Source organism: Klebsiella sp. KE9456 (assembly GCF_043832615.1).
Taxonomy (GTDB): Bacteria; Pseudomonadota; Gammaproteobacteria; order Enterobacterales; family Enterobacteriaceae; genus Klebsiella; species Klebsiella indica.
Genome location: NZ_JBDYQK010000025.1, coordinates 38175 through 60189, shown reverse-complemented (window position 1 = coordinate 60189; position 22015 = coordinate 38175). Strand labels below are relative to the sequence as shown.

Genomic DNA, 22015 nt, shown 5'->3' with positions numbered 1-22015 from the left:
ATTTATTTAAAAACTGGCCTTCGATAATGCGCGGTTTACCGCACAGTGGTAAAAAAGTGAATATAAAACCGCACACCTGCTAAAGCGTCATTGGTTTAATATTAACTCGCTGCACAACACATTGAAAATGTTATGCATTTTCATTTACCAGCGGAAATATCTTTGCAGGTGATTTTAGTGAAAAAACAGATATGCATCGAGGACAGGCGGTCAGAGACGGTAAAGGCAGGATAACATGGTCAGGAATAATCGTTACGCCAGATAAATTTTGGCTAATAACGTTCGGGGAAAATACGCTCTACTTTTCATCAACACGATTAAGAGCCTATCCCACCAGGCGTTATTGGCGCAGACAGTTTAAACACGGCCAGCGCGGAAGAACCGGAGCGTACACGTAGTACGTGAGGATTCTGAGCACTGCCCAGGTTCAAAATGACAAGCAAAATAGCCCTAATGGGATAGGCTCTAAGGGGAGCCATCGCTCCCCTTAATATTGATTACTTAATCGCGTTCCACAGCGTCTCGCCAATTTTTGCCGGGTTTCGCGTCCACGTCATTCCTGCCTTATCGAAGGCACGGAATTTATCTTCCGCGCTGCCGCTGCTCCCGGAAATAATCGCCCCGGCATGCCCCATACGTTTTCCTTTCGGCGCAGTCACGCCAGCAATATAACCAATAACGGGTTTATTCATTTCGTAACGAATAAATTCTGCGGCACGTTCTTCGGCATTGCCGCCTATTTCCCCGATCATAATGACCGCATCCGTTTGCGGATCGTCGGCAAATAAACGTAATGCGTCAATAAAATTCGTCCCTGGTACCGGATCGCCGCCGATACCAATACAGGTCGATTGTCCCAGCCCCAACGCGGTGGTCTGCGCGACGGCTTCATAGGTCAACGTCCCGGAACGGGAAATAATGCCGATGCGCCCCGCACGATGAATATCGCCCGGCATAATGCCAATCTTACAGGCTTCCGGGGTAATAATACCGGGGCAGTTAGGCCCAATTAACCGGACCTCGGGATGGCAATCCAGCAGGCGGCGCACTTTAACCATATCTAACGTCGGCACACCTTCGGTGATCACCACAATCAGCTTCACGCCAGCCTCAACGGCTTCCACGACAGAGTCAAGGACAAACGGAGCGGGAACATAAATCACGCTGGCATCTGCGTCTGTCTGGCGCATCGCCTCCTTCATGGAATTAAACACCGGGCACCCCAGATGCTGCTGCCCGCCTTTACCCGGCGTCACGCCGCCGACGATTTGCGTACCATAGGCGATCGCCTGCTCGGTATGAAACGAGCCATTTTTACCGGTGATCCCCTGGACCAGAACCCTGGTGTGCTTATCTATCAAAACGCTCACGCTAACCTCCTTAATTTAGCAATGCGATAATGCGCTTCGCGGCATCATCCAGAGAATCAACAGCTTCCACCGCCAGGCCGCTCTCGCTCAGCAGACGCTGTCCTTCAGCCGCACGGTTACCTGACAAGCGCACCACCACTGGCAGCGCGATCTCTTCTTCCTGCAGCGCACATATGATGGCGCGAGCGATCATGTCGCAGCGGACAATCCCGCCGAAAATATTGATCAAAATCGCCCGTACTTTGTTGTCGGAGACAATCAGGCGGAAGGCCTCGCTCACGCGCGCCTGGGTCGCGCCGCCGCCAACGTCGAGAAAGTTAGCGGGTTGCGCACCGTAGAGTTTGATAATATCCATCGTCGCCATCGCCAGGCCCGCGCCATTGACCATGCAACCAATATTGCCATCCAGCGAGACGTAGTTAAGATCGAGTCTGGCCGCCTGGTTTTCCCGCTCATCCTCCTGAGTTTCATCGCGCAGCGCTTGTAATTCCGGGTGACGATACAGCGCGTTGTCATCCAGAGTCACTTTAGCGTCGGCGCACATAAAATCGCCGCTTTCGCGCAAAACCAGCGGGTTGATCTCCAGCAACGAGAAATCCAGTTCGTTAAAGGCTCTCCATGCCTGATTCACCAGACTACTGAAAGCCGGGAAGAGGGCATGATCGAGCTGCAGCACCGCAAACAGCTCACGGATATGGCAGGGCTGAACACCGGTGAGCGGATCGACACTCACTTTACCTATCTTCTCCGGCGTCTCGTGGGCGACTTTCTCAATCTCCACGCCGCCTTCCGGGCTGACGATAAACGTCACGCGCTGGCTTTCCCGATCAATCACCATGCCGAAGTACAATTCCTGGCGTACCGGATAGATGTTCTCGCACACGAGGATATGACTCACATACTGGCCTTCCGGTCCGGTCTGGTAAGTCACCAGTTGCGATCCCAGCATCTGCTCAACAAACGTTTCCGCCTGTGCGTACTGCGTCAACGCCTTCACACCACCTGCTTTGCCGCGGCCTCCCGCATGGACCTGCGCCTTCAGTACCGCACCTTTGCTTTCGCTGGCAATCTCCCGCCACGCCTCCGGCAATTGCGCTTTATCGTGGATTGCCACTTCTTGCGGGCACGGCATTCCCATGCCGGCCAGTAAGGATTTGGCCTGATACTCATGTAAATTCATAATGTCCCTCAACGTTATCCATGCAGCGCCTGTTTATTCAGCGCCATCGCGGCTTCGTGTATCACTTCACTGAGCGTCGGATGGGCATGTACCGCGCAGGCAATATCCTCACCCGCCGCGCTGAACGCCATCGCTAACGCAATTTCATTAATTAATTCAGAGGACTGTGGACCGACGATTGCCCCGCCCAGCAGGCGATCGGTGTGCTTATCCGCATACAATACGCAGCGGCCCCCCTCCTGCCCCAGGGCCAGCGCCCGTCCGTTGCCGACAAACAGCGAATGGCCTTTTGTAAAGGGAATCCCCGTTGCTTTAAGCGCGGTTTCGCTGTTGCCAATCCACGCCACTTCCGGCTGGGTATAGATAACGGACGGGATCAGCGCGAAATTAACGGGCTCCACCGGTAACCCTGCAATCTGATCGGCGACAACCACCCCTTCCGCCATCGCTTTGTGCGCCAGCATTGGCCCGCGTACCACATCGCCGATTGCCCACAGGCCGGTCTGACCCGTCCGGCATAGCGCATCCACCTCAATGCCTCCCCGGCCATCAGACGTCAGACCCAACGCGGTCAGATCGACGCCGGACAAGCGCGGCTCCCGGCCAATCGCGACAATCAGCTTGTCGACGCGGGTTTCCTGTACCTCATCGCCCTGCCGCCAGCGAATGACGACCGCATTCTCCTGTGGTTCAACAGCGTCAATCGCCACACCGAACTGCATCTCCATGCCGCTGGCGGTCATCGCTTTACGGACCTCGCCAGCCAGTCGCGGCTCCAGCGCGGGCAGGAAGGTTTCCGCCATTTCCCACAACGTGACCTGCGCGCCCAACCGGTTCCAGACAGACCCCAGTTCCAGACCTATCACCCCGGCGCCAATCACTCCCAGACGTGCCGGGCATTCGCCTAACGCCAGGGCGCCGCGGTTATCAAGAATCTGCACATTGTCCACGATGGCGCCAGGCAGTTGCCGTGGCTGCGAGCCGGTGGCGATCACCACATTCCGGGCGCCAATCCGTTGCTCATTGACCGCCAATTGCCACAGACCCTCTTGTTGCCCGCACAGCGTCGCCAGCCCGGAAAGATAGGTGACTTTGTTTTTATCAAACAGCAGGCGAATCCCCTGAGTCAGGCGATGTACGATGGCGTCCTTACGTCGGATCATGGCGGCGACATCAAAGGCGACGCTCTCGACCTTAACCCCATGGACGCTCGCTTCATGCTGAATCTGTGCATACAGTTCGGATGATTGCAGCAGCGACTTCGACGGTATACAGCCAACGTTCAGGCAGGTGCCGCCCGGTGAGGGTTCGCCCTGCTCGTTAACGCCATCATCGATACAAATCACCGACAGCCCGCGTTGCGCCGCCCGCAAGGCCGCCACATAGCCTCCGGGACCGCCCCCCATCACCGCTACGTCAAAAATCGTATTCATCAACGCTCTCCTTACAGATCAAGCAGCAGTTGTTCCGGCGCTTCCAGCAGCTCGCGGATCGTCACCAGCGTCTGCACTGCCTCCTGGCCATCGATAATGCGATGGTCATAGCTCAGCGCAAGATACATCATCGGGCGAACCACCACCTGGCCGTTCTCCGCCACCGGGCGTGGCGTAATGGCGTGCATACCGAGAATGGCTGATTGCGGTGGATTGATAATTGGCGTTGACATCATCGAACCGAACGTACCGCCGTTGGTGATCGAGAAAGTACCGCCCTGAAGCGCCTCAAGCGGCAGCTTCCCGGCGCGGGCCTGAGTGGCATATTCTGCGATTTGCCGTTCAATATCGGCCAAAGAGAGATTTTGCGCGTTGCGGAGTACCGGCACCACCAACCCGCGATTACTGCTCACCGCAATGCCAATATCGCAATAATCGCGCCAGATAATATCGTGACCATCAACGCTGGCATTGACGATTGGGAAGCGTTCCAGCGCGCGCGTCACCGCCTTAACAAAGAACGACATAAAACCAAGCTTCACGCCGTGTTTTTCCGCAAAGCGCTCCTTCCAGCGAGCGCGCAGCTCCATGACCTGCTGCATATTCACTTCATTGAAGGTGGTGAGAATCGCGTTATCCCGCTGCGATGCCAGCAGACGTTCGGCAATGCGTGTACGCAGGCGCGACATCGGCTCGCGACGCTCTTCCCTGGAGCCAGATAGTGCAGGGGCCGGACGCACGGTTTCTGGCGTCCGGACGGGCTCCGGCGCTGAAGCGGGAACAAATCGCAACACATCTTCTTTCAGGATCCGCCCCTGACGGCCGCTTCCCGACACATCGGCGAGCGCCACCTCGCTACGTTGCGCTTCCAGCCTCGCCGACGGCATCACTGCCGCTTCGACTGGCGCGGAAGCGGCTTCCACAACGGCGGCAGCCTGCGGCTCCAGATGGGCCAGCAGTTGAGTCGAGGTCACCGTACAGCCTTCGTCAACCAGAATATGCGTCAGGATGCCATCCTGCGGTGCGGGAATTTCGAGGATCACCTTATCGGTTTCCAGCTCCGCCACAACCTCATCACGTTTCACCCAATCACCTTCCTTCTTGCACCAGGTCGTCAAGGTACCTTCCGCCACGGACTCGGGAAGCTGAGGGACTGTAATTTCCATCATTGTTTATTTTCCTTGTGATAACGGGATATCTGCGAACGCATCCGTCAGAAAGTCGTCAATTTGTTGTTTATGCACTCGCCCGTAACCCGTCGCCGGTGCGGCGGCGGCAGGTCGCCCGACATAGCGCCAGACGGGGTTATCAAGCGCCAGTGCGGCCAGTTGCTGGCAAATCTGCCGCCACGCGCCCTGATTCTCCGGTTCCTCCTGGAGCCAGACCCAATTTGGGCAATGCCGCCATACCGCCAGCAAAGCGTTCAGTTCATCCGCCGGGAACGGATAAAGCTGTTCAACACGTACGATCGCCACGCTGTCATCAAGGCCACGCTGCTTCCTCGCGTCCAGCGCGTCGTAATACACCTGGCCGCTACACAAAATGACGCATTTAACCTTCGCCGGATCCTGCGCCAGCGGATCGTTAATCACCGGCCGGAAAGCGCCTTCGCTCAGTTGTGAAAGCTCGCTCATCGCGCCCTTAAGACGAAGTAAACGTTTACTCATAAAGATGACCAGCGGCTTACGCATCGGTCGCAACATCTGTCCACGCAGCAGATGGAACATCTGCGCCGACTCGCTGGGCATCACCACCTGCATATTGTTTTCGGCACACAGTTGCAGCCAGCGCTCAGGACGAGCGGAAGAGTGTTCCGGGCCCTGACCGTCGTAACCGTGCGGCAGGAGGATCGTTAGCCCGCTATAGCGGTCCCATTTGGTTTCACCGGACGAGATAAACTGGTCGATCGCCACCTGCGCACCGTTGGCGAAATCACCAAACTGCGCCTCCCAGATCACCAGTTGCTGCGGCGCGGAGGTGGAATAACCGTACTCCCAGGCCAGCAACGCCTCTTCGTTCAGAACCGAATCAAATACCTCGAAAGGCGCTTGTCCCGCGCGGATATGTTGCAAAGGTGAGTAGCAAATCGGCTGCGTCTGATGATGAATGACGGCATGGCGGTGGCTGAATGTTCCCCTGCCAGAATCTTCTCCGGACAGGCGCACGCCATATCCGTAATCGACCAACGAGGCATAGGCCAACATTTCCGCCATCCCCCAATCGACGGGTTGCGCGCCTGCCGCCATCTTCTTGCGCAAAGCCAACTGCCGCTTGATAGTAGGATGCGCGACGATATCTTCCGGCAGCGTGGCAATGATCTCGCCGTAGCCGGTCAGCGTCTCACGGGGCAGCGCGGTGGAAACCTGCGCGCTCCACTGTGGGTTGGATAACCCCTCCCAGTTGGCGCTGAATGCGTGTTTTGCACACGGTACGGGAAGCGGCTCACGCTCATGGCAGGCATCCAGCCAGTCTCGGTAACGGCCAATCAATTGCTCCTGTTGCTCCGCCGTCAAAACGCCGCGACGCATCAGCACTTCACCATAGCGGGTACGCGTACCGGGATGAGCATCAACAGCCTGATACATCTGCGGCTGGGTCAGGCGCGGTTCATCGCTTTCGTTATGACCGTGCTTACGAAAACAAACCAGATCGACCATGATGTCGCGGTGGAAAGTATTGCGCCAGTCGCAGGCCAGCGCTATCGCCTGACATACCGCGTCCACATCGTCGCCGTTGATGTGGATCACCGGCGCCGCAACCATTTTGGCGATATCGGTACAGTAACGCGATGAACGCATATCCTGCTGTCGGGAGGTGGTGAAGCCAATCTGGTTATTAATAACAAGATGAATCGTGCCCCCGGTACCATACCCCTCCGTTTGCGACAGATTAAGCGTTGTCTGGTTGACCCCGAGGCCGCCCAGCGCTGAATCGCCGTGGATTAGCACGCCAGCGACCCGCTCCCGTCCCTTTTCGCCACGCCGGTTCTGCCGCGCGCGCACCTGTCCCTGTACGACCGGATTGACAATCTCCAGATGCGACGGGTTATAGGCCAGCGCCACATGTAGCGACCCAGCCGGTGTCTCCAGATTGCTGGAGTAACCCATATGATATTTCACGTCGCCGGAACCGTGGCCAACAGGCAGTTTCCCTTCAAATTCGGCAAACAACCGGGCCGGATCTTTATTCAACAGATTGACCAGCACATTCAGCCGCCCACGGTGCGCCATGCCGATCACTAACTCTTCCACGCCCTGTTCACGCAGGCGCTGCGCCAACGTATGCAGCGCGGGGATCGCGCTCTCTCCTCCCTCCAGAGAAAAGCGCTTCTGCCCGACATAGCGCGTATGCAGGTAACGCTCCAGCGTCTCCGCCGCCACCAGCTTTTCAAAACGCGCCATACAGGTCTGCGCATCCGGCTGCGGAGCGTTGCGTTCAATTCGCGCCAGTAGCCAGGCCACTTCCTCACGGTTATCCAGATGGGCCAGCTCATACCCCTGGCTTCCCGCCCAGCTCTGCTCCAGCATCGTAAGCAGCTGTTTAAGCGGCATCAGCGTTGTATGTTCGCCGAAGGTGACGCTGAACTCCTGGGTCAGATCCTCTTCGCTCAATCCCCAAAATGCCAACGTCAGCTGCGGCACTTCCGCAACCGCCGATTGCGCCAGCGGATCCAGTTTCGCGCGCAGGTGTCCGAGATTTCGCCAGGCGTAAATCAACTGCGTCACGGCAGCCTGTTTTTTTAAGGTCGTGCCTGTGGTCGCTACCGTTGACGGTTCAACGCCGGGATCCTGTTCCTGAGAAAGAAAAAAACGCCGCCAGTCTTCCGGGATCTGCTCGGGGGAGTGCAGCCAGGTCTGGTAATACTCTTCAAGCCAGGCCGCATTCTCGCCGCTGAGCAGCGCACCGGGCGAGGTCGTGTTTTCCATATGATTCTCCTTGTGGTTAATAACCTGCCGGAGTAATGCAGCATCCATACCAACAAGGATAAATCTTTATATTCAAATGGTTATCAATAATTCGATGCGTAAATCTGGGCGGAAACAGGAACAGGTAATAAGAAGATGTCCGGCATCAGGCACAGCCGTTCGGATTAACAGAGGTGATGACATCAAGCCAGTCAGAAATGCTGGCAAAATATTCAGAGTGGGTTGGTTACCAGCCTGGCGCTGACGCCAGGCCTTGAAGGCGTGACTTACATCACCGCAGCAAAAGCCTGCGCCACGCGCTGCACATTACGTGAGTTCAGCCCCGCCACGCACATGCGGCCGCTGGCAATCAGGTAGACGCCGAATTCATCGCGCAGACGGTCAACCTGGGCCTCGCTAAAACCGGTATAGCTAAACATCCCGCGCTGCTTAAGCAGGTACTCAAAATCGCCGCCCGGCACCGCCTCTTTAAGTACGTTAACCAGCGCCTGACGCATGGTCAAAATGCGGGTACGCATCCCTTCAACTTCCGCCAGCCAGCGGGCTTTCAGCGCGCTGTCGTTCAATACCGCCGCAACCACCTGCGCGCCAAAATTCGGCGGGCTGGAGTAGTTACGACGCACGGTCGCTTTCAGTTGCCCCAGCACGCGGCTCGCGGTTTCCGCATCTTCACACACCACCGACAACCCGCCAACCCGCTCCCCGTACAAGGAGAAAATTTTTGAGAAGGAATTACTGACCAGCATTGGCATGCCGACGTGGGCAATGGCGCGAATGGCATAGGCATCGTCGTCCATTCCGCCACCGAATCCCTGATAGGCGATATCGAGGAAGGGGATCAGATTACGCGTTTGTAATACCTCAACCACGTCATCCCATTGCGCGTTGCTGAGATCGGCTCCGGTCGGGTTGTGGCAGCACGGATGCAACAGCACGATGTCGCCCTCCGGCAACGTATTGAGTTTTTCCAGCAAGGCTTCGAAACGCACGCCATTGGTTTCATCATCAAACCAGGGGTAAGTCCTTACTTCGAATCCAGCCCCTTCAAATATAGCAATGTGGTTTTCCCATGTCGGATCGCTAACCCATACCCGCGACGCCGGGAAATAATGCTTCAGGAAATCAGCCCCCACTTTCAGCGCGCCAGAACCGCCCAGAGTTTGAATCGATGCGACGCGATTTTGCGCCAGTACCGGATGATCGACGCCAAACAGCAGCGGCGCGATCGCCTGACGGTAGGTATTCAGCCCTTCCATCGGCAAATAGAGCGAAGCGCCGTGGGGCTGGGCATTCAGGCGCGCTTCCGCTGCGGCAACCGACTGAAGTTGAGGAACAATGCCGTCTTCGTTGTAAAAGAGGCCAATGCTAAGGTTTACTTTGTCGCTGCGCGGATCTTCTTTGAAACGCTCCATCAGGGAGAGAATGGGATCGCCGGCATAGGCGTCAACTTTTTGAAACACGAGATGTTTCTCCGGATTTACATGAGGCTAGTCATAACACAATAAACTGGATGTGAAAGAAGATCGAGAGGATGTTAGCGGATTCAACAAAACAGAGCGGATGTGGCGTCACGCTGGCCGGTGCAGCGGATAATCTGGAGTGTTGTTCCTCCCCGGCGGGGACAAAGCCTGATGCCCCCGCCGCACTTCAAGTTCAGTATGCGCAGCCAGTCATTCGCCCCGCCTTGCGACTCGAATTATTCTGGGTATAAATGCATCAGGAGGTGTCGCAGCCAGCTGAACGCCGGTTAATCCACATACTTCATCAACACTCTTGAAGTCAGGCGCGTAATAAGTTCGTAAGCACTTACTTTTGTAATTTCGGCAATACGCTCCACGGGCAGACCATCTCCCCAGAACACCACCGGATCGCCAGATTTATCCTGCGCTTCGGGCCCAAGATCGACGCAAATCATATCCATCGCCACGCGCCCGACAATCGGCACCTCGCGACCATTAACCCGCACCGGCGTTCCGGACGGCGCGGCGCGCGGGTAACCATCGCCGTAGCCCATCGCCACCACGCCTAAACGCGTATCGCGCTCGCTAACCCAGGTCCCGCCGTAGCCAACCGGTTCGCCGGCTTTATGTTCGCGAACCGCAATCAGGCTGGAGGCCAGAGTCATCACCGGCTGGCAGCCAAAATCCGCGCCAGTGGAGCGGTTATCCAGCGGCGATACGCCGTAAAGAATAATCCCCGGGCGCACCCAGTCGAAATGCGACTGCGGCCACAGCAAAATCCCGCCGGAGGCAGCAATAGAGCGCAGCCCCGGTTTTTCTTCCGTAAAGGAAGTAAAGATATCCAGCTGACGTTCCGTAACCCCGCTCTCAGGCTCATCAGCACGGGCGAAGTGGCTGACGACATTTACCGGCTGGCGGACGTTTTTACACTGGCTCAGGCGCTGATAAAATTCTTCGGCCTGCTCCGGCAGCACGCCAAGACGATGCATGCCCGTATCCAGCTTCATCCATACGGTTACCGGCTCCGGTAAATCAGCCTCTTCCAGCGCCGCCAGCTGTTCCGGGCTGTGTACCGCCGTGTGCAGACGCTGGGCGGAAATCACCGCCAGGTCAGCGGCATTGAAGAAGCCTTCCAGCAGCAGAATCGGCTGGACGATACCGCCAGCGCGCAGACTCAGCGCTTCTTCGAGGCGAGCGACGCCAAAAGCATCGGCGTCAGGGAGCGTTCGCGCGGTCTCAAGAAGACCGTGTCCGTAGGCGTTCGCTTTCACCACCGCAACCAGTTTGCTGGCAGGTGCCAGTTCGCGTAAACGTTGCAGGTTGTGTCGCAGAGCGCGGCGGTTAATCACTACAGTTGCCGCTTGCATTTAAATTCCTTGAATTATTTATCTCAAATTTGGCGTTATTGATGCAGCGAGTTTGGGTGCGGCCAGCGCGCAGCCACCGGAGCGTACTGAAGTACGTGAGGATGGCGAGCACTGCCCAATCCCAAAATCGCAAATAAAATAGCCAAATTATTTATTCGTCGTCGTATTGTGGCCCAGCATAATTATCAAAGCGCGACCACTGACCGTTAAACGTCAGGCGCACCGTCCCGATGGGGCCGTTACGCTGTTTACCAATAATAATTTCAGCGATGCCTTTTAAATCGCTGTTCTCGTGATACACCTCGTCACGATAGATAAACATGATTAAGTCGGCATCCTGCTCGATGGAGCCGGATTCACGCAGGTCGGAGTTCACCGGGCGTTTGTCCGCTCGCTGTTCCAGGGAGCGGTTAAGCTGCGACAACGCCACCACCGGTACCTGCAGCTCTTTCGCCAGCGCCTTCAAGGAACGCGATATTTCTGCGATTTCCAGGGTACGGTTATCGGAGAGCGACGGCACGCGCATCAGTTGCAGGTAGTCGATCATGATAAGGCCAATCCCGCCGTGCTCACGCGCGATACGCCGCGCGCGGGAGCGTACTTCCGTTGGCGTCAGGCCGGAGGAGTCATCAATATAGATATTACGCTTTTCCAGCAAAATCCCCATGGTGCCGGAAATGCGCGCCCAGTCTTCATCATCCAGTTGACCGGTACGAATGCGGGTCTGGTCAACGCGAGACAGGGAAGCCAGAGAACGCATCATAATCTGTTCCGAGGGCATCTCAAGGCTAAAGATTAATACCGGTTTATCCTGCAACATCGCCGCATTTTCAACGAGGTTCATCGCAAATGTCGTTTTACCCATCGACGGACGCGCGGCGACAATAATCAGATCCGACGGCTGAAGACCGGCGGTCTTTTTGTTGAGGTCGTCATAACCGGTATTCACGCCGGTGACGCCGTCGTGAGGTTGCTGGAATAACTGTTCGATGCGCGCCACGGTGGCATCCAGCACGTCAGCGATATTCTTCGGGCCTTCATCTTTATTGGCGCGGCTTTCGGCGATTTTGAAAACTCGCGATTCGGCCAGGTCCAGCAGATCTTCGCTGGTGCGGCCCTGCGGATCGAAACCGGCTTCGGCGATTTCGTTAGCCACCGAGATCATTTCACGCACAACCGCACGTTCCCGCACGATATCGGCATAGGCGCTAATATTCGCCGCACTTGGCGTATTTTTCGATAATTCCGCCAGATAGGCGAATCCGCCGACGCTATCCAGTTGCCCCTGACGCTCCAGCGATTCCGCGAGCGTAATCAGGTCAATCGGACTCCCCGACTCCTGCAGACGCGCCATTTCGGTAAAAATATGGCGGTGCGGACGAGTATAAAAATCGTCTGAAACGACGCGTTCGGCAACATCATCCCAGCGTTCGTTATCCAGCATTAAACCGCCCAACACCGACTGTTCCGCTTCAATCGAGTGCGGCGGGACTTTTAACCCGTCGAGTTGATAATCGCGCTCTCGGGGTTCAGTCTGTGATTTGTTGAAGGGTTTATTTCCTGCCATAGTGAATGGAGTTACCGAGATAGTGAATGGTTCGAAAGATTACCACATTATTTAATGGAGGGAGCATGGCAACACGTATTGAATTTCACAAGCACGGAGGGCCTGACGTTCTGCAAACGGTGGAGTTCACGCCGCAGCCTCCCGCAGAATACGACGTTCAGGTAGAAAATAAAGCTATAGGCATCAACTACATTGATACCTACATCCGTAGCGGCCTCTATCCGCCGCCCTCATTACCGAGCGGCCTGGGTACCGAAGCCGCTGGCGTGGTCAGCCAGGTCGGCAGCGGCGTAACCCATATCAAGGTCGGCGATCGGGTGGTTTACGCCCAATCGGCTCTGGGCGCCTATAGTTCCGTGCATAACATCGCCGCCGATAAAGTCGCCATTTTACCTAAGGCGATCACTTTCGAGCAGGCGGCGGCCTCATTTCTGAAAGGCCTGACGGTCTGGTATCTGCTGCGTAAAACCTATGAAATCAAAGCAGGCGAAGCGTTCCTGTTTCACGCGGCGGCTGGCGGCGTGGGATTGATTGCCTGCCAGTGGGCAAATGCGCTGGGAGCTAAACTGATCGGCACCGTCGGCAGCGCGCAAAAGGCTGAACGCGCCAGACAGGCCGGGGCCTGGCAAATCATTAACTACCGCGAAGAGAACATCGTCGAACGTCTGAAGGAGATCACCGACGGCAAGAAAGTCCATGTGGTCTATGATTCCGTGGGCAAAGATACCTGGGAGTCCTCCCTTGACTGCCTGCAGCGGCGGGGGCTGATGGTCAGCTTCGGCAACTCATCAGGCCCGGTAACCGGCGTCAATCTTGGCATCCTCAACCAGAAAGGTTCGCTGTATGTCACCCGCCCTTCGCTGCAAGGCTATATCACCACGCGCGAAGAGCTGACGGAAGCCAGCAATGAGCTATTCTCGCTGATCGCCAGCGGCGTGATAAAAGTGGATGTCGCAGAGAATCAGAAATATGCCTTAACCGAGGCCAGACGCGCGCATGAGGTACTGGAAAGCCGGGCGACGCAGGGTTCAAGTTTGTTGTTGCCGTAGTTCGGATGTGTTGCCTGGAGTGATGGATAAAAGCCGGGCAACCACAGCCAGCGCCCCTGTAGCCTGTCGTATGCCGGAATAAGCAGAAAAGGTTCAGCGTGCTGACAAAGCGCGTTTTTCTGAAATTTCCCGGCGGCGCTTCGCTTACGCGAGCCTACGAAAAAACCAGAATATAGTAATATTGTTGAAATTGTATGTCTGGTAAGACGCCAGCCGCCACCTGGCGGAAATACGAGACATATCTAATATCGGTTTGTCATCAGCCTCAAAAGTTTAGGGCTTCCACACGGGAAGCCCTTACTTTTTTTGTTTCGGCTGTATGTAGGGTACAGCTCGATGAATTCATTAACTTGTTAATAGTGGCAGATTTAATTAGCAAAGCCTACGCTGTTTTAGGCAAAAATCTTCAGGTTGTGACATAGCGCTCAATACCTTAGTAATGCCAGCGGTTATTACTCCGATAACGACTCTCAGTCGGCGATTTTATCGCCCGGATCGCCCACACCACGACAACGGCCAACAGCAGCCACGGCAGTAATTTAATCATTAAAGCAAAGAGTCCGCCGACAAACATCACCGCTGTCGCCACCACGATGGCGGCGATAATACCCAATAATGACACGCCGGTGACCAACAGCATGACAAAAAAGCCAATCACAAATAAGAGTTCCAGCATCATCTTCTCCCCAAAGAAATTTTTCTATCACTTCCTGGGTATTACAAGAACCATGCCAAATATAACTTATTGAATATAAACAAAATTTATCACATCACTTATACGTAAAGTGGTGAATTTGACCAGGTTTTAGTGAAAAATTAACCCTTGTCGGCAACCCATCGCAGCGCCTGCTCCAGCACATTGATATCCGCACCGGCTTTATGCGCATTCTCGCTCAGATGGCGGCGCCACTGGCGCGCGCCCGGAATCCCCTGAAACAGTCCCAGCATGTGGCGCGTCACGTGTCCCAGATATGTTCCGTTGCTGAGTTCACGTTCAATATAGGGATACATCGCGCGGACCACGGCAACCGGATCGGCATCTATACCGTCCACGGCGAAAATTTCCCGGTCGACCGAGGCCAGAATGCCCGGATTCTGATAAGCCTCGCGGCCCACCATCACCCCATCCATATGCTCCAGATGCCGTTTCGCCTCCGCCAGCGACTTAATGCCGCCATTAATCGCCATCGTCAGATGCGGGAAATCGCGTTTAAGCTGGTAGACGCGCGGATAATCCAGCGGCGGGATCTCACGATTCTCCTTCGGGCTCAGGCCGGATAACCACGCCTTACGCGCGTGGATGATAAACATCTCACACTCGCCTTTCCCGGAAACCGTTTCGATAAAATCACACAGAAATTCGTAACTGTCCTGGTCATCAATACCGATGCGGGTCTTTACCGTTACCGGAATCGACACCACGTCGCGCATCGCTTTAATGCAGTCGGCAACCCGTTGGGCATTGCCCATCAGGCAAGCGCCGAACATGCCGTTTTGCACGCGATCGGACGGGCAACCAACGTTGAGGTTTATTTCATCATAGCCGCGCGCCTGCGCCAGCTTTGCGCAGTGCGCCAGCGCCGCCGGATCGCTGCCACCCAGTTGCAGAGCGACCGGATGCTCTTCTTCGCTATAGGCCAGGTAGTCGCCTTTACCGTGAATAATCGCGCCAGTGGTCACCATTTCAGTGTACAGCAGCGTATGGCGCGAGAGCTGACGCAGAAAATAGCGGCAGTGTCTGTCTGTCCAGTCGAGCATCGGCGCGATGGAAAAACGGTGGGCGGCAAAAGCAGTTGGCGTTGATTCTGACATCATGGCGAATAAATAAGCATCCGGGTAAAAAGGGGCGCTACTATAGCACAAAGATACATCACTGGCGCATCGCCCCGGCGCGGACTTTTTCTATCGGACAACAAACGTTACTTTCTCCGCGGCTTGCCGTCGTGCGGGCCGAAAAACTGCGGCGGATGATCAACCCAACGATCCTGACGGGTAGCGGCATAGCCGGGATTAAGCGGATAGTAGATACGGTTGAATTTGTTGTTCGCCTCGCCGACGACTAACAGGCGAACTTCGTGGTCGGTATTATTGAGGAAGGTGTGGCAAACGCCGGTTCCGGCAGGAAAGCCGACGCTATCACCGGGCTCCAGCTTCCAGAGATAGCCGTTAATCCACACGTCCGGATACCCCTCCAGCACATAGATAAACTCTTCTTCGTCGCTTTCCGCGTGCGGATAGGAGGTACGACGCCCGGGCGGAAGACGTTCGTGATGGATCCCCAGACGATTCAACCGCAGGCCGCGCGCCAGCGGCGCACCGATGGAGAACAGCTCTGTGCTATCGGGATAGGTGGAATCATCCGCCCCCTCCAGTTCACGCCAGTGTCGAATGCAATCAGGTCGTTTCATCGTTTTCTCCCGAAAATGAGATGCATCGGATATAGCATAACCCTAAATAATTCGCGTTGCAGACAGCGGAAAGTGAGCGACAAATTCGTCAGAAACAAATTTGTCCCGCCAGAAAGGCGCCTCCGGCGAGCACAGGCAACGTGAAGTGTGACCGGTATAAGTCCCAGGGACTCGGTGTTTTATCTGGAACGTGATAAAGTAACAGTTTCACATTCACGCGACCAGAGGACGCCATGGATAAGACTACTTCGCAACAAATGTTAGCGCATGCTGAAAAGCTCTGTGCACAACGTGGCGTACGCCTGACCCCTCAGCGCCTTGAAGTGTTGCGTTTGATGAGCCTGCAGCAAGGGGCTATCAGCGCCTACGATCTGCTCGATCTGCTCCGGGAAACAGAACCGCAGGCCAAACCGCCAACGGTATACCGGGCGCTGGAGTTTTTGCTGGAGCAGGGACTCGTGCACAAGGTGGAATCCACCAACAGCTATGTGCTGTGTCACCTTTTCGATCAGCCAACCCACAGCTCAGCGATGTTTATCTGCGACCGCTGCGGTGGCGTCAAAGAAGAGTGTGCGGAAGGTGTAGAAGATATTATGCATTCCCTGGCGGCGAAAATGGGCTTCGCTCTGCGCCACAATGTGATTGAAGCTCACGGCCTGTGTGCCGCCTGCGTTGAAGTCGAAGCCTGCAGCACGCCGGGGCACTGCCATCACGATCACACCATACAGATTAAAAAGAAAGCCCGCTGAGGGGTGAGCCGCAGCGGGAATCAAGGCTGACGGTACCTCCGGATACCGTCAAGGCAGGCACTAACAGTGGGTTAAAACACGACGCTTTCGCTACCAGCGATAATCGTTACGGGTTTCCCACTCCGTGACCTCTTTCTCGGCCTGGTCTTTGGCGTAGCCATAACGTTCCTGAATCTTACCGACAAGCTGGTCACGTTTACCCTCGATGACGGTCATATCGTCGTCGGTCAGTTTGCCCCATTGTTCTTTTGCTTTACCTTTCAACTGTTTCCAGTTACCGCCGATTTCGTCTTTATTCATCATGCAATCCTCATCGTTCGGTGAATGAACAGCCCGTTATGGGCCGGGCATGACTTAACTATAGATGAGTATTCTGAGTAGAATTTATTATTCAGAATCTTTAACCAGCAGACAAATAAAACCCGCTACGAAAACCAGGTTCCATACCGCCAGTGTCGCCGCCAGATGAGCGCCAGCGACGCCCCGCGCAGGGCAAGAAAAACCGTCAGCGCCAGCCACAAACCGTGATTCCCGAGAACCGGTAGCGTTAACAGCGTCAGGGCAAATCCCGCCGCCGCCACAACCATACTATTACGCATCTCCGCCCCGCGCGTCGCGCCGATAAACATACCGTCCAGCAAATAGCACCAGACACCAATCACCGGCAGTATCGTCTGCCAGATGAGATAGCGGTCGGCCAGTTGCTGCAATGAAGGCAGAGACGTCAACACGCTGATGATCTGCTCACCGGCAAGGCTGTAAATCAGCGTAAACGCCAGCGCCACCATCCCTGACTGGCGACAGGCCGCACGCCAGACGACAAGCAGTTGACCGTCATCGCGCGCGCCGTAGGCCTGCCCGGAATGGGCTTCAACGGCATAGGCGAAACCATCCAGTGCGTAGGCGGTAAAGGTCAGCATAGTCATCAGTACCGCATTGACCGCCACCACATCGGCGCCGAGACGGGCCCCGAATACTGTCACCGCCCCGAAGCAAAGCTGTAGCAGCAGCGAACGCAGCATGATGTCGCGATTTAACGCCAGCAAACGGCGTATGTCGCCACGCCAGGCGTTTTTCAACATCGACAGGGGAACGCCACGCAGCGCCAGCACGCGTCTCACCATTAACAGTCCAATAAAGAAGGTGGCGTATTCTGCCGTGACCGTCGCCAGCGCCGCTCCCTGAACATTCATATGCAGGCCGATCACCAACCATAAATCGAGCGCAATGTTAAGAACATTGCCGACCACCAGCAGGATCACCGGCGCCCGGGCATACTGCACACCAAGCAGCCAGCCCAGCAGGACCAGATTCGCCAGCGAGGCGGGCGCGCTTAGCCAACGAATCTCAAGAAAGTGCCGGGCCTGTACGAGCACAGATTCACTGCCGCCGACAATATGTAGCGCCAGATTGATTAACGGCCCCCTGAAGAGGACGATCGCTACCCCGGCGGCCAGCGCCAGAACAATCGGCTGCACCAGCGCGCGCGCCAGCCGCTGCGAATCGTTTGCGCCAAATGCCTGCGCCGTCAGTCCGGTAGTGCTCATGCGCAGAAACAGAAGCAGCATAAAAAGGAAGCTGGTGGCCGTTGCGCCAACCGCCACGCCTGCCAGATAAACTGGGCTGTCGAGGTGACCAATAACGGCGGTATCCACCAGTCCCAACAGCGGAACGGTGATATTGGAGAAGATCATCGGTAACGCTAAGCGCCACAGGGCTCTGTCAGCAGAGTTAAAAAGCATGGAAGAGGAGCCTGAATGGAAGTAAACGACGCAGCATCATGCATCAGCGGATAATGCTGCGGAATGGCGAGGTTATTGCCAGTTGCCGTTGCGGATAACGCCGACAGCCAGGCCTTCAATGGTAAAACTTTGTTCGCGCAGATCGACCACGATCGGGGAAAATTCGCTATTTTCAGGCAGCAGCTCAACGACGTTGCCCTGCTTTTTCAGCCGCTTCACGGTGACTTCTTCGTCAATGCGCGCCACAACCACCTGACCGTTGCGCACATCCTGCGTTTTATGCACCGCCAGCAGATCGCCATCCAGAATCCCGATGTCTTTCATTGACATACCGCTGACGCGCAGCAGAAAATCGGCGCTCGGCTTAAACATGGATGGATCCACCTGATAGTGGCCTTCAATATGCTGCTGCGCCAGCAGCGGTTCACCTGCGGCAACGCGGCCAATTAGCGGCAGACCGCTCTCTTCCTCCGTCAGCAAGCGAATACCGCGAGAAGCGCCAGAAACGATCTCGATTGCGCCTTTACGCGCCAGCGCCTTCAGGTGTTCTTCCGCCGCGTTTGGGGAACGAAACCCCAAGCGCTGAGCAATCTCCGCACGCGTCGGCGGCATGCCCGTCTGGCTGATATGATCCCGAATGAGATCAAACACCTCCTGCTGCCTGGTCGTTAACGCTTTCATTCCGCCCCCTGGGTGTATATACAGTTATGCTGTGAGTATATACAGCTAACGGTGATTTTGGAACCATATTTCACACAAAAATCAGCAGTTTCTTTCCATTTTGCGAACCGATACGGCAAGAGTCAGCGATAGTTCGCCCACAACAGCATTCCCCAGGTCATCAGCGCGATAATAATCGCCAGCAGAACCGCCGCGGACCCCAGATCTTTCGCCCGTCCCGAAAGGACGTGACGCTCAGGACCAATACGGTCGACGACGGCTTCAATGGCGCTATTGATAATTTCAACTATCATCACGAGCAGAACCGAACCAATCAGCAGAACCCGGGTGACGGCATCGACGTCCAGCCAGCAGGCTATTGCCACGGCAATAATGGCCGCGATACCTTCCTGACGAAATGCGGCCTCGTTGATCCACGCCGCGCGAAATCCTTTACAGGAATACCCTGCGGCTTTAATAATTCGGGTTAACCCGGTGGTATTATTGGCCATCAAACGAACCTTTTAATGTAAATAACGCCAATGAGTGTACGCGTTTGCCGCGTTACACCGGAAATTTTGCGCACTTTCTGTTATTCTTGCCGCGCATTTGCATGATTAACCAGGGGCTTCATATCGTCTATGTCTGGCTGGCAACGAATTTACTATAAATTACTGAATTTACCATTAAGGGTGCTGGTAAAAAGCAAGTCTATTCCGGCGCAACCTGCCGAGGAATTAGGCCTGGATACCTCGCGCCCTATTATGTACGTCCTGCCTTACAATTCGAAGGCGGACCTGCTGACGCTACGCGCTCAGTGTCTGGCACATGAGTTACCCGATCCTCTGGAGCCGCTGGAAATCGATGGCTCTCTGCTTCCGCGCTATGTATTTATCCACGGCGGCCCGCGCGTATTTACCTATTACACGCCAAAGGAAGAGTCCATCAAGCTGTTCCATGACTATCTGGACCTGCACCGTAATCATCCCGATCTGGATGTACAGATGGTGCCAGTTTCAGTGATGTTCGGTCGTGCTCCGGGGCGCGAAAAGGGAGAAGAAAACCCGCCTTTACGTATGCTCAACGGCGTGCAGAAATTCTTTGCCGTCTCCTGGCTGGGACGCGACAGCTTTGTGCGTTTCTCGCCTTCGGTCTCTCTACGTAAGATGGCGGACGAGCACGGCACCGACAAAATTATCGCTCAGAAACTGGCCCGCGTGGCGCGCATGCACTTTGCCCGCCAGCGTCTGGCAGCCGTCGGGCCGCGTCTGCCAGCCCGTCAGGATCTGTTCAATAAACTGCTGGCGTCAAAAGCCATTGCCCGCGCGGTGGAAGATGAAGCACGCAGCAAGAAAATCTCCCATGAAAAAGCGCAGCAAAACGCCATCGCGCTGATGGAAGAGATTGCCGCCAACTTCTCCTACGAGATGATCCGTCTGACCGACCGTATTCTGGGCTTTACCTGGAACCGTCTCTATCAAGGGATTAACGTCCATAACGCCGAGCGCGTTCGTCAGCTGGCGCACGACGGGCATGAAATTGTCTATGTGCCCTGCCACCGCAGCCACATGGACTATCTGCTGCTCTCCTACGTGCTGTATCACCAGGGGCTGGTGCCGCCGCATATCGCCGCCGGCATCAACCTGAACTTCTGGCCTGCGGGCCCGATTTTCCGCCGCCTGGGCGCGTTCTTTATTCGCCGTACCTTTAAGGGCAATAAGCTCTACTCCACCGTCTTTCGCGAATACCTGGGCGAGCTGTTCAGCCGCGGCTATTCCGTGGAATATTTCGTGGAGGGCGGTCGTTCGCGTACCGGTCGTCTGCTGGATCCGAAAACCGGCACCCTGTCGATGACCATCCAGGCGATGCTGCGTGGCGGTAATCGTCCTATCACGCTGGTGCCGATTTATATCGGCTACGAACATGTGATGGAGGTCGGGACCTACGCCAAAGAGCTGCGCGGCGCAACGAAAGAGAAAGAAAACCTGCCGCAGATGCTGCGCGGATTAAGCAAACTGCGTAATCTCGGTCAGGGTTACGTGAACTTCGGCGAGCCGCTGCCGCTGATGAGCTACCTGAACCAGCATGTACCTGAATGGCGCGAGTCTATCGATCCTATCGAAGCCGTTCGTCCATCGTGGCTCACACCGACGGTGAATAACATCGCTTCGGATCTGATGGTGCGGATTAACAATGCCGGTGCGGCAAACGCCATGAACCTGTGCTGCACCGCGCTGCTCGCGTCGCGTCAGCGTTCCCTGACCCGCAAGCAGTTAACCGAACAGCTGGAGTGCTATCTTGCCCTGCTGCGCAATGTGCCCTATTCAACGGATGCGACCACGCCTGCGGTCTCGGCCAGCGCTCTTATCGACCACGCGCTGCAAATGAACAAGTTTGAAGTCGAGAAAGACACCATTGGCGATATCATCATTTTGCCGCGCGAACAGGCGGTACTGATGACCTACTATCGTAACAATATCGCCCATATGCTGGTTATGCCGTCGCTGTTAGCCGCCATCGTCACCCAGCATCGTCATATTACCCGCGCAGAAATATTGCGCCACGTCGAGATGTTCTATCCGTTCCTCAAGGCCGAGCTGTTCCTGCGCTGGGAGATAGCCGAGCTGGCGGGCGTTGTCGATGCGCTGATTGCCGAAATGCAGCGTCAGAGTCTGATCGTCGTGAATGGCGATGATGTAAGCGTGAACCCTTCTCATGCTCGCGCGCTACAACTGCTGGCCGCAGGCGCGCGCGAAACGCTACAGCGCTACGCGATTACCTTCTGGCTGCTGAGCGCCAACCCGGCAATCAACCGCAGTTCGCTGGAGAAAGAGAGCCGTACCGTCGCGCAACGTCTGTCGGTACTGCACGGCATCAATGCGCCGGAGTTCTTCGATAAGGCGGTATTTAGCACGCTGGTGCTGACCCTGCGCGACGAAGGCTATATCAGCGATACCGGGGATGCGGAACCGGAAGAGACGCTGAAGATCTACCGTATGCTGGCTGCGCTGGTTACGTCCGATGTGCGTTTAACGATTGAAAGCGTTACCCAGGATGAAGCGTAACGCGTGAAGAAAGCGCCCGGCTTGCGCACGATGCCAGCA

General features: G+C 55.8%; 18 protein-coding genes. 3 read left to right on the top strand and 15 right to left on the bottom strand.

Features of this window, described 5'->3' with window-relative positions; translation table 11 throughout:
* Window positions 1-497: 497 nt before the first annotated feature.
* From sucD to dnaB, 8 genes are all read right to left on the bottom strand, one after another.
* Entirely contained in the window at window positions 498-1370 is an 873-nt protein-coding gene (gene sucD, locus ABK821_RS21350) for a succinate--CoA ligase subunit alpha (protein ID WP_138360848.1), read from the bottom strand.
* Between the two features lie 10 nt (window positions 1371-1380).
* A complete protein-coding gene (gene sucC, locus ABK821_RS21345; RefSeq protein WP_142503282.1) occupies window positions 1381-2550 on the bottom strand; it encodes an ADP-forming succinate--CoA ligase subunit beta in 1170 nt (389 codons plus the stop codon).
* Window positions 2551-2564: 14 nt separating this feature from the next.
* Window positions 2565-3983, bottom strand: a complete 1419-nt coding sequence (gene lpdA, locus ABK821_RS21340) for a dihydrolipoyl dehydrogenase (protein ID WP_343178764.1) — start codon at window positions 3981-3983, stop codon at window positions 2565-2567.
* A gap of 11 nt (window positions 3984-3994) precedes the next feature.
* Entirely contained in the window at window positions 3995-5152 is a 1158-nt protein-coding gene (odhB, locus tag ABK821_RS21335; protein WP_142503283.1) for a 2-oxoglutarate dehydrogenase complex dihydrolipoyllysine-residue succinyltransferase, read from the bottom strand.
* A 3-nt stretch (window positions 5153-5155) separates the two neighbouring features.
* Window positions 5156-7909, bottom strand: a complete 2754-nt coding sequence (locus tag ABK821_RS21330; RefSeq protein WP_308560721.1) for a 2-oxoglutarate dehydrogenase E1 component — start codon at window positions 7907-7909, stop codon at window positions 5156-5158.
* A gap of 266 nt (window positions 7910-8175) precedes the next feature.
* Window positions 8176-9369, bottom strand: a complete 1194-nt coding sequence (tyrB, locus tag ABK821_RS21325) for an aromatic amino acid transaminase (protein WP_343178763.1) — start codon at window positions 9367-9369, stop codon at window positions 8176-8178.
* Between the two features lie 287 nt (window positions 9370-9656).
* Window positions 9657-10736 carry an alanine racemase gene (gene alr / locus ABK821_RS21320; RefSeq protein WP_138360854.1) on the bottom strand — a complete coding sequence of 360 codons (1080 nt, stop codon included), beginning with the start codon at window positions 10734-10736 and terminating at the stop codon, window positions 9657-9659.
* A gap of 151 nt (window positions 10737-10887) precedes the next feature.
* The gene (gene dnaB, locus ABK821_RS21315) at window positions 10888-12303 is read right to left on the bottom strand and encodes a replicative DNA helicase (protein ID WP_138360855.1); all 1416 of its coding nucleotides are present in this window, start codon (window positions 12301-12303) and stop codon (window positions 10888-10890) included.
* A gap of 65 nt (window positions 12304-12368) precedes the next feature.
* On the opposite strand from dnaB, the gene ABK821_RS21310 reads away from it, so the two are divergent.
* The gene (locus ABK821_RS21310; RefSeq protein ID WP_343178762.1) at window positions 12369-13352 is read left to right on the top strand and encodes a quinone oxidoreductase; all 984 of its coding nucleotides are present in this window, start codon (window positions 12369-12371) and stop codon (window positions 13350-13352) included.
* Window positions 13353-13785: 433 nt separating this feature from the next.
* Here ABK821_RS21310 and pspG read toward each other — a convergent pair whose 3' ends face one another.
* The 3 genes from pspG to ABK821_RS21295 form a co-directional block, all read right to left on the bottom strand.
* The gene (pspG, locus tag ABK821_RS21305; protein ID WP_142503297.1) at window positions 13786-14028 is read right to left on the bottom strand and encodes an envelope stress response protein PspG; all 243 of its coding nucleotides are present in this window, start codon (window positions 14026-14028) and stop codon (window positions 13786-13788) included.
* A gap of 140 nt (window positions 14029-14168) precedes the next feature.
* Complete coding sequence (gene dusA, locus ABK821_RS21300) at window positions 14169-15167, bottom strand: tRNA dihydrouridine(20/20a) synthase DusA (protein ID WP_138360894.1); 999 nt, start codon at window positions 15165-15167, stop codon at window positions 14169-14171.
* 104 nt (window positions 15168-15271) lie between these two features.
* Complete coding sequence (locus tag ABK821_RS21295; protein ID WP_138360857.1) at window positions 15272-15760, bottom strand: cupin domain-containing protein; 489 nt, start codon at window positions 15758-15760, stop codon at window positions 15272-15274.
* A 233-nt stretch (window positions 15761-15993) separates the two neighbouring features.
* On the opposite strand from ABK821_RS21295, the gene zur reads away from it, so the two are divergent.
* Window positions 15994-16509, top strand: a complete 516-nt coding sequence (zur, locus tag ABK821_RS21290) for a zinc uptake transcriptional repressor Zur (RefSeq protein WP_138360858.1) — start codon at window positions 15994-15996, stop codon at window positions 16507-16509.
* A gap of 90 nt (window positions 16510-16599) precedes the next feature.
* On the opposite strand, the gene ABK821_RS21285 is transcribed toward zur, so the two are convergent.
* The 4 genes from ABK821_RS21285 to ABK821_RS21270 all read right to left on the bottom strand — a co-directional run bounded on the left by ABK821_RS21285 (window position 16600) and on the right by ABK821_RS21270 (window position 19423).
* A complete protein-coding gene (locus tag ABK821_RS21285) occupies window positions 16600-16809 on the bottom strand; it encodes a CsbD family protein (protein ID WP_138360895.1) in 210 nt (69 codons plus the stop codon).
* Window positions 16810-16934: 125 nt separating this feature from the next.
* Window positions 16935-18251 carry an MATE family efflux transporter DinF gene (gene dinF, locus ABK821_RS21280; protein ID WP_138360859.1) on the bottom strand — a complete coding sequence of 439 codons (1317 nt, stop codon included), beginning with the start codon at window positions 18249-18251 and terminating at the stop codon, window positions 16935-16937.
* Between the two features lie 72 nt (window positions 18252-18323).
* Entirely contained in the window at window positions 18324-18932 is a 609-nt protein-coding gene (gene lexA, locus ABK821_RS21275) for a transcriptional repressor LexA (RefSeq protein WP_138360860.1), read from the bottom strand.
* A gap of 122 nt (window positions 18933-19054) precedes the next feature.
* The gene (locus tag ABK821_RS21270) at window positions 19055-19423 is read right to left on the bottom strand and encodes a diacylglycerol kinase (protein ID WP_138360861.1); all 369 of its coding nucleotides are present in this window, start codon (window positions 19421-19423) and stop codon (window positions 19055-19057) included.
* A 129-nt stretch (window positions 19424-19552) separates the two neighbouring features.
* On the opposite strand from ABK821_RS21270, the gene plsB reads away from it, so the two are divergent.
* Entirely contained in the window at window positions 19553-21976 is a 2424-nt protein-coding gene (plsB, locus tag ABK821_RS21265; RefSeq protein ID WP_138360862.1) for a glycerol-3-phosphate 1-O-acyltransferase PlsB, read from the top strand.
* The last annotated feature ends 39 nt before the right edge of the window (window positions 21977-22015 follow it).

What these genes read in the sequence shown, in the direction of transcription:
- dnaB (WP_138360855.1), bottom strand. Translation starts at nt 12,303, where the DNA reads ATGGCAGGAAATAAACCCTTCAACAAATCACAGACTGAACCCCGAGAG.
- alr (WP_138360854.1), bottom strand. Translation starts at nt 10,736, where the DNA reads ATGCAAGCGGCAACTGTAGTGATTAACCGCCGCGCTCTGCGACACAAC.
- dinF (WP_138360859.1), bottom strand. Translation starts at nt 18,251, where the DNA reads ATGCTTTTTAACTCTGCTGACAGAGCCCTGTGGCGCTTAGCGTTACCG.
- lpdA (WP_343178764.1), bottom strand. Translation starts at nt 3,983, where the DNA reads ATGAATACGATTTTTGACGTAGCGGTGATGGGGGGCGGTCCCGGAGGC.
- ABK821_RS21285 (WP_138360895.1), bottom strand. Translation starts at nt 16,809, where the DNA reads ATGAATAAAGACGAAATCGGCGGTAACTGGAAACAGTTGAAAGGTAAA.
- ABK821_RS21295 (WP_138360857.1), bottom strand. Translation starts at nt 15,760, where the DNA reads ATGAAACGACCTGATTGCATTCGACACTGGCGTGAACTGGAGGGGGCG.
- lexA (WP_138360860.1), bottom strand. Translation starts at nt 18,932, where the DNA reads ATGAAAGCGTTAACGACCAGGCAGCAGGAGGTGTTTGATCTCATTCGG.
- pspG (WP_142503297.1), bottom strand. Translation starts at nt 14,028, where the DNA reads ATGCTGGAACTCTTATTTGTGATTGGCTTTTTTGTCATGCTGTTGGTC.
- ABK821_RS21310 (WP_343178762.1), top strand. Translation starts at nt 12,369, where the DNA reads ATGGCAACACGTATTGAATTTCACAAGCACGGAGGGCCTGACGTTCTG.
- zur (WP_138360858.1), top strand. Translation starts at nt 15,994, where the DNA reads ATGGATAAGACTACTTCGCAACAAATGTTAGCGCATGCTGAAAAGCTC.
- ABK821_RS21270 (WP_138360861.1), bottom strand. Translation starts at nt 19,423, where the DNA reads ATGGCCAATAATACCACCGGGTTAACCCGAATTATTAAAGCCGCAGGG.
- sucC (WP_142503282.1), bottom strand. Translation starts at nt 2,550, where the DNA reads ATGAATTTACATGAGTATCAGGCCAAATCCTTACTGGCCGGCATGGGA.
- ABK821_RS21330 (WP_308560721.1), bottom strand. Translation starts at nt 7,909, where the DNA reads ATGGAAAACACGACCTCGCCCGGTGCGCTGCTCAGCGGCGAGAATGCG.
- plsB (WP_138360862.1), top strand. Translation starts at nt 19,553, where the DNA reads ATGTCTGGCTGGCAACGAATTTACTATAAATTACTGAATTTACCATTA.
- odhB (WP_142503283.1), bottom strand. Translation starts at nt 5,152, where the DNA reads ATGATGGAAATTACAGTCCCTCAGCTTCCCGAGTCCGTGGCGGAAGGT.
- dusA (WP_138360894.1), bottom strand. Translation starts at nt 15,167, where the DNA reads ATGATGTCAGAATCAACGCCAACTGCTTTTGCCGCCCACCGTTTTTCC.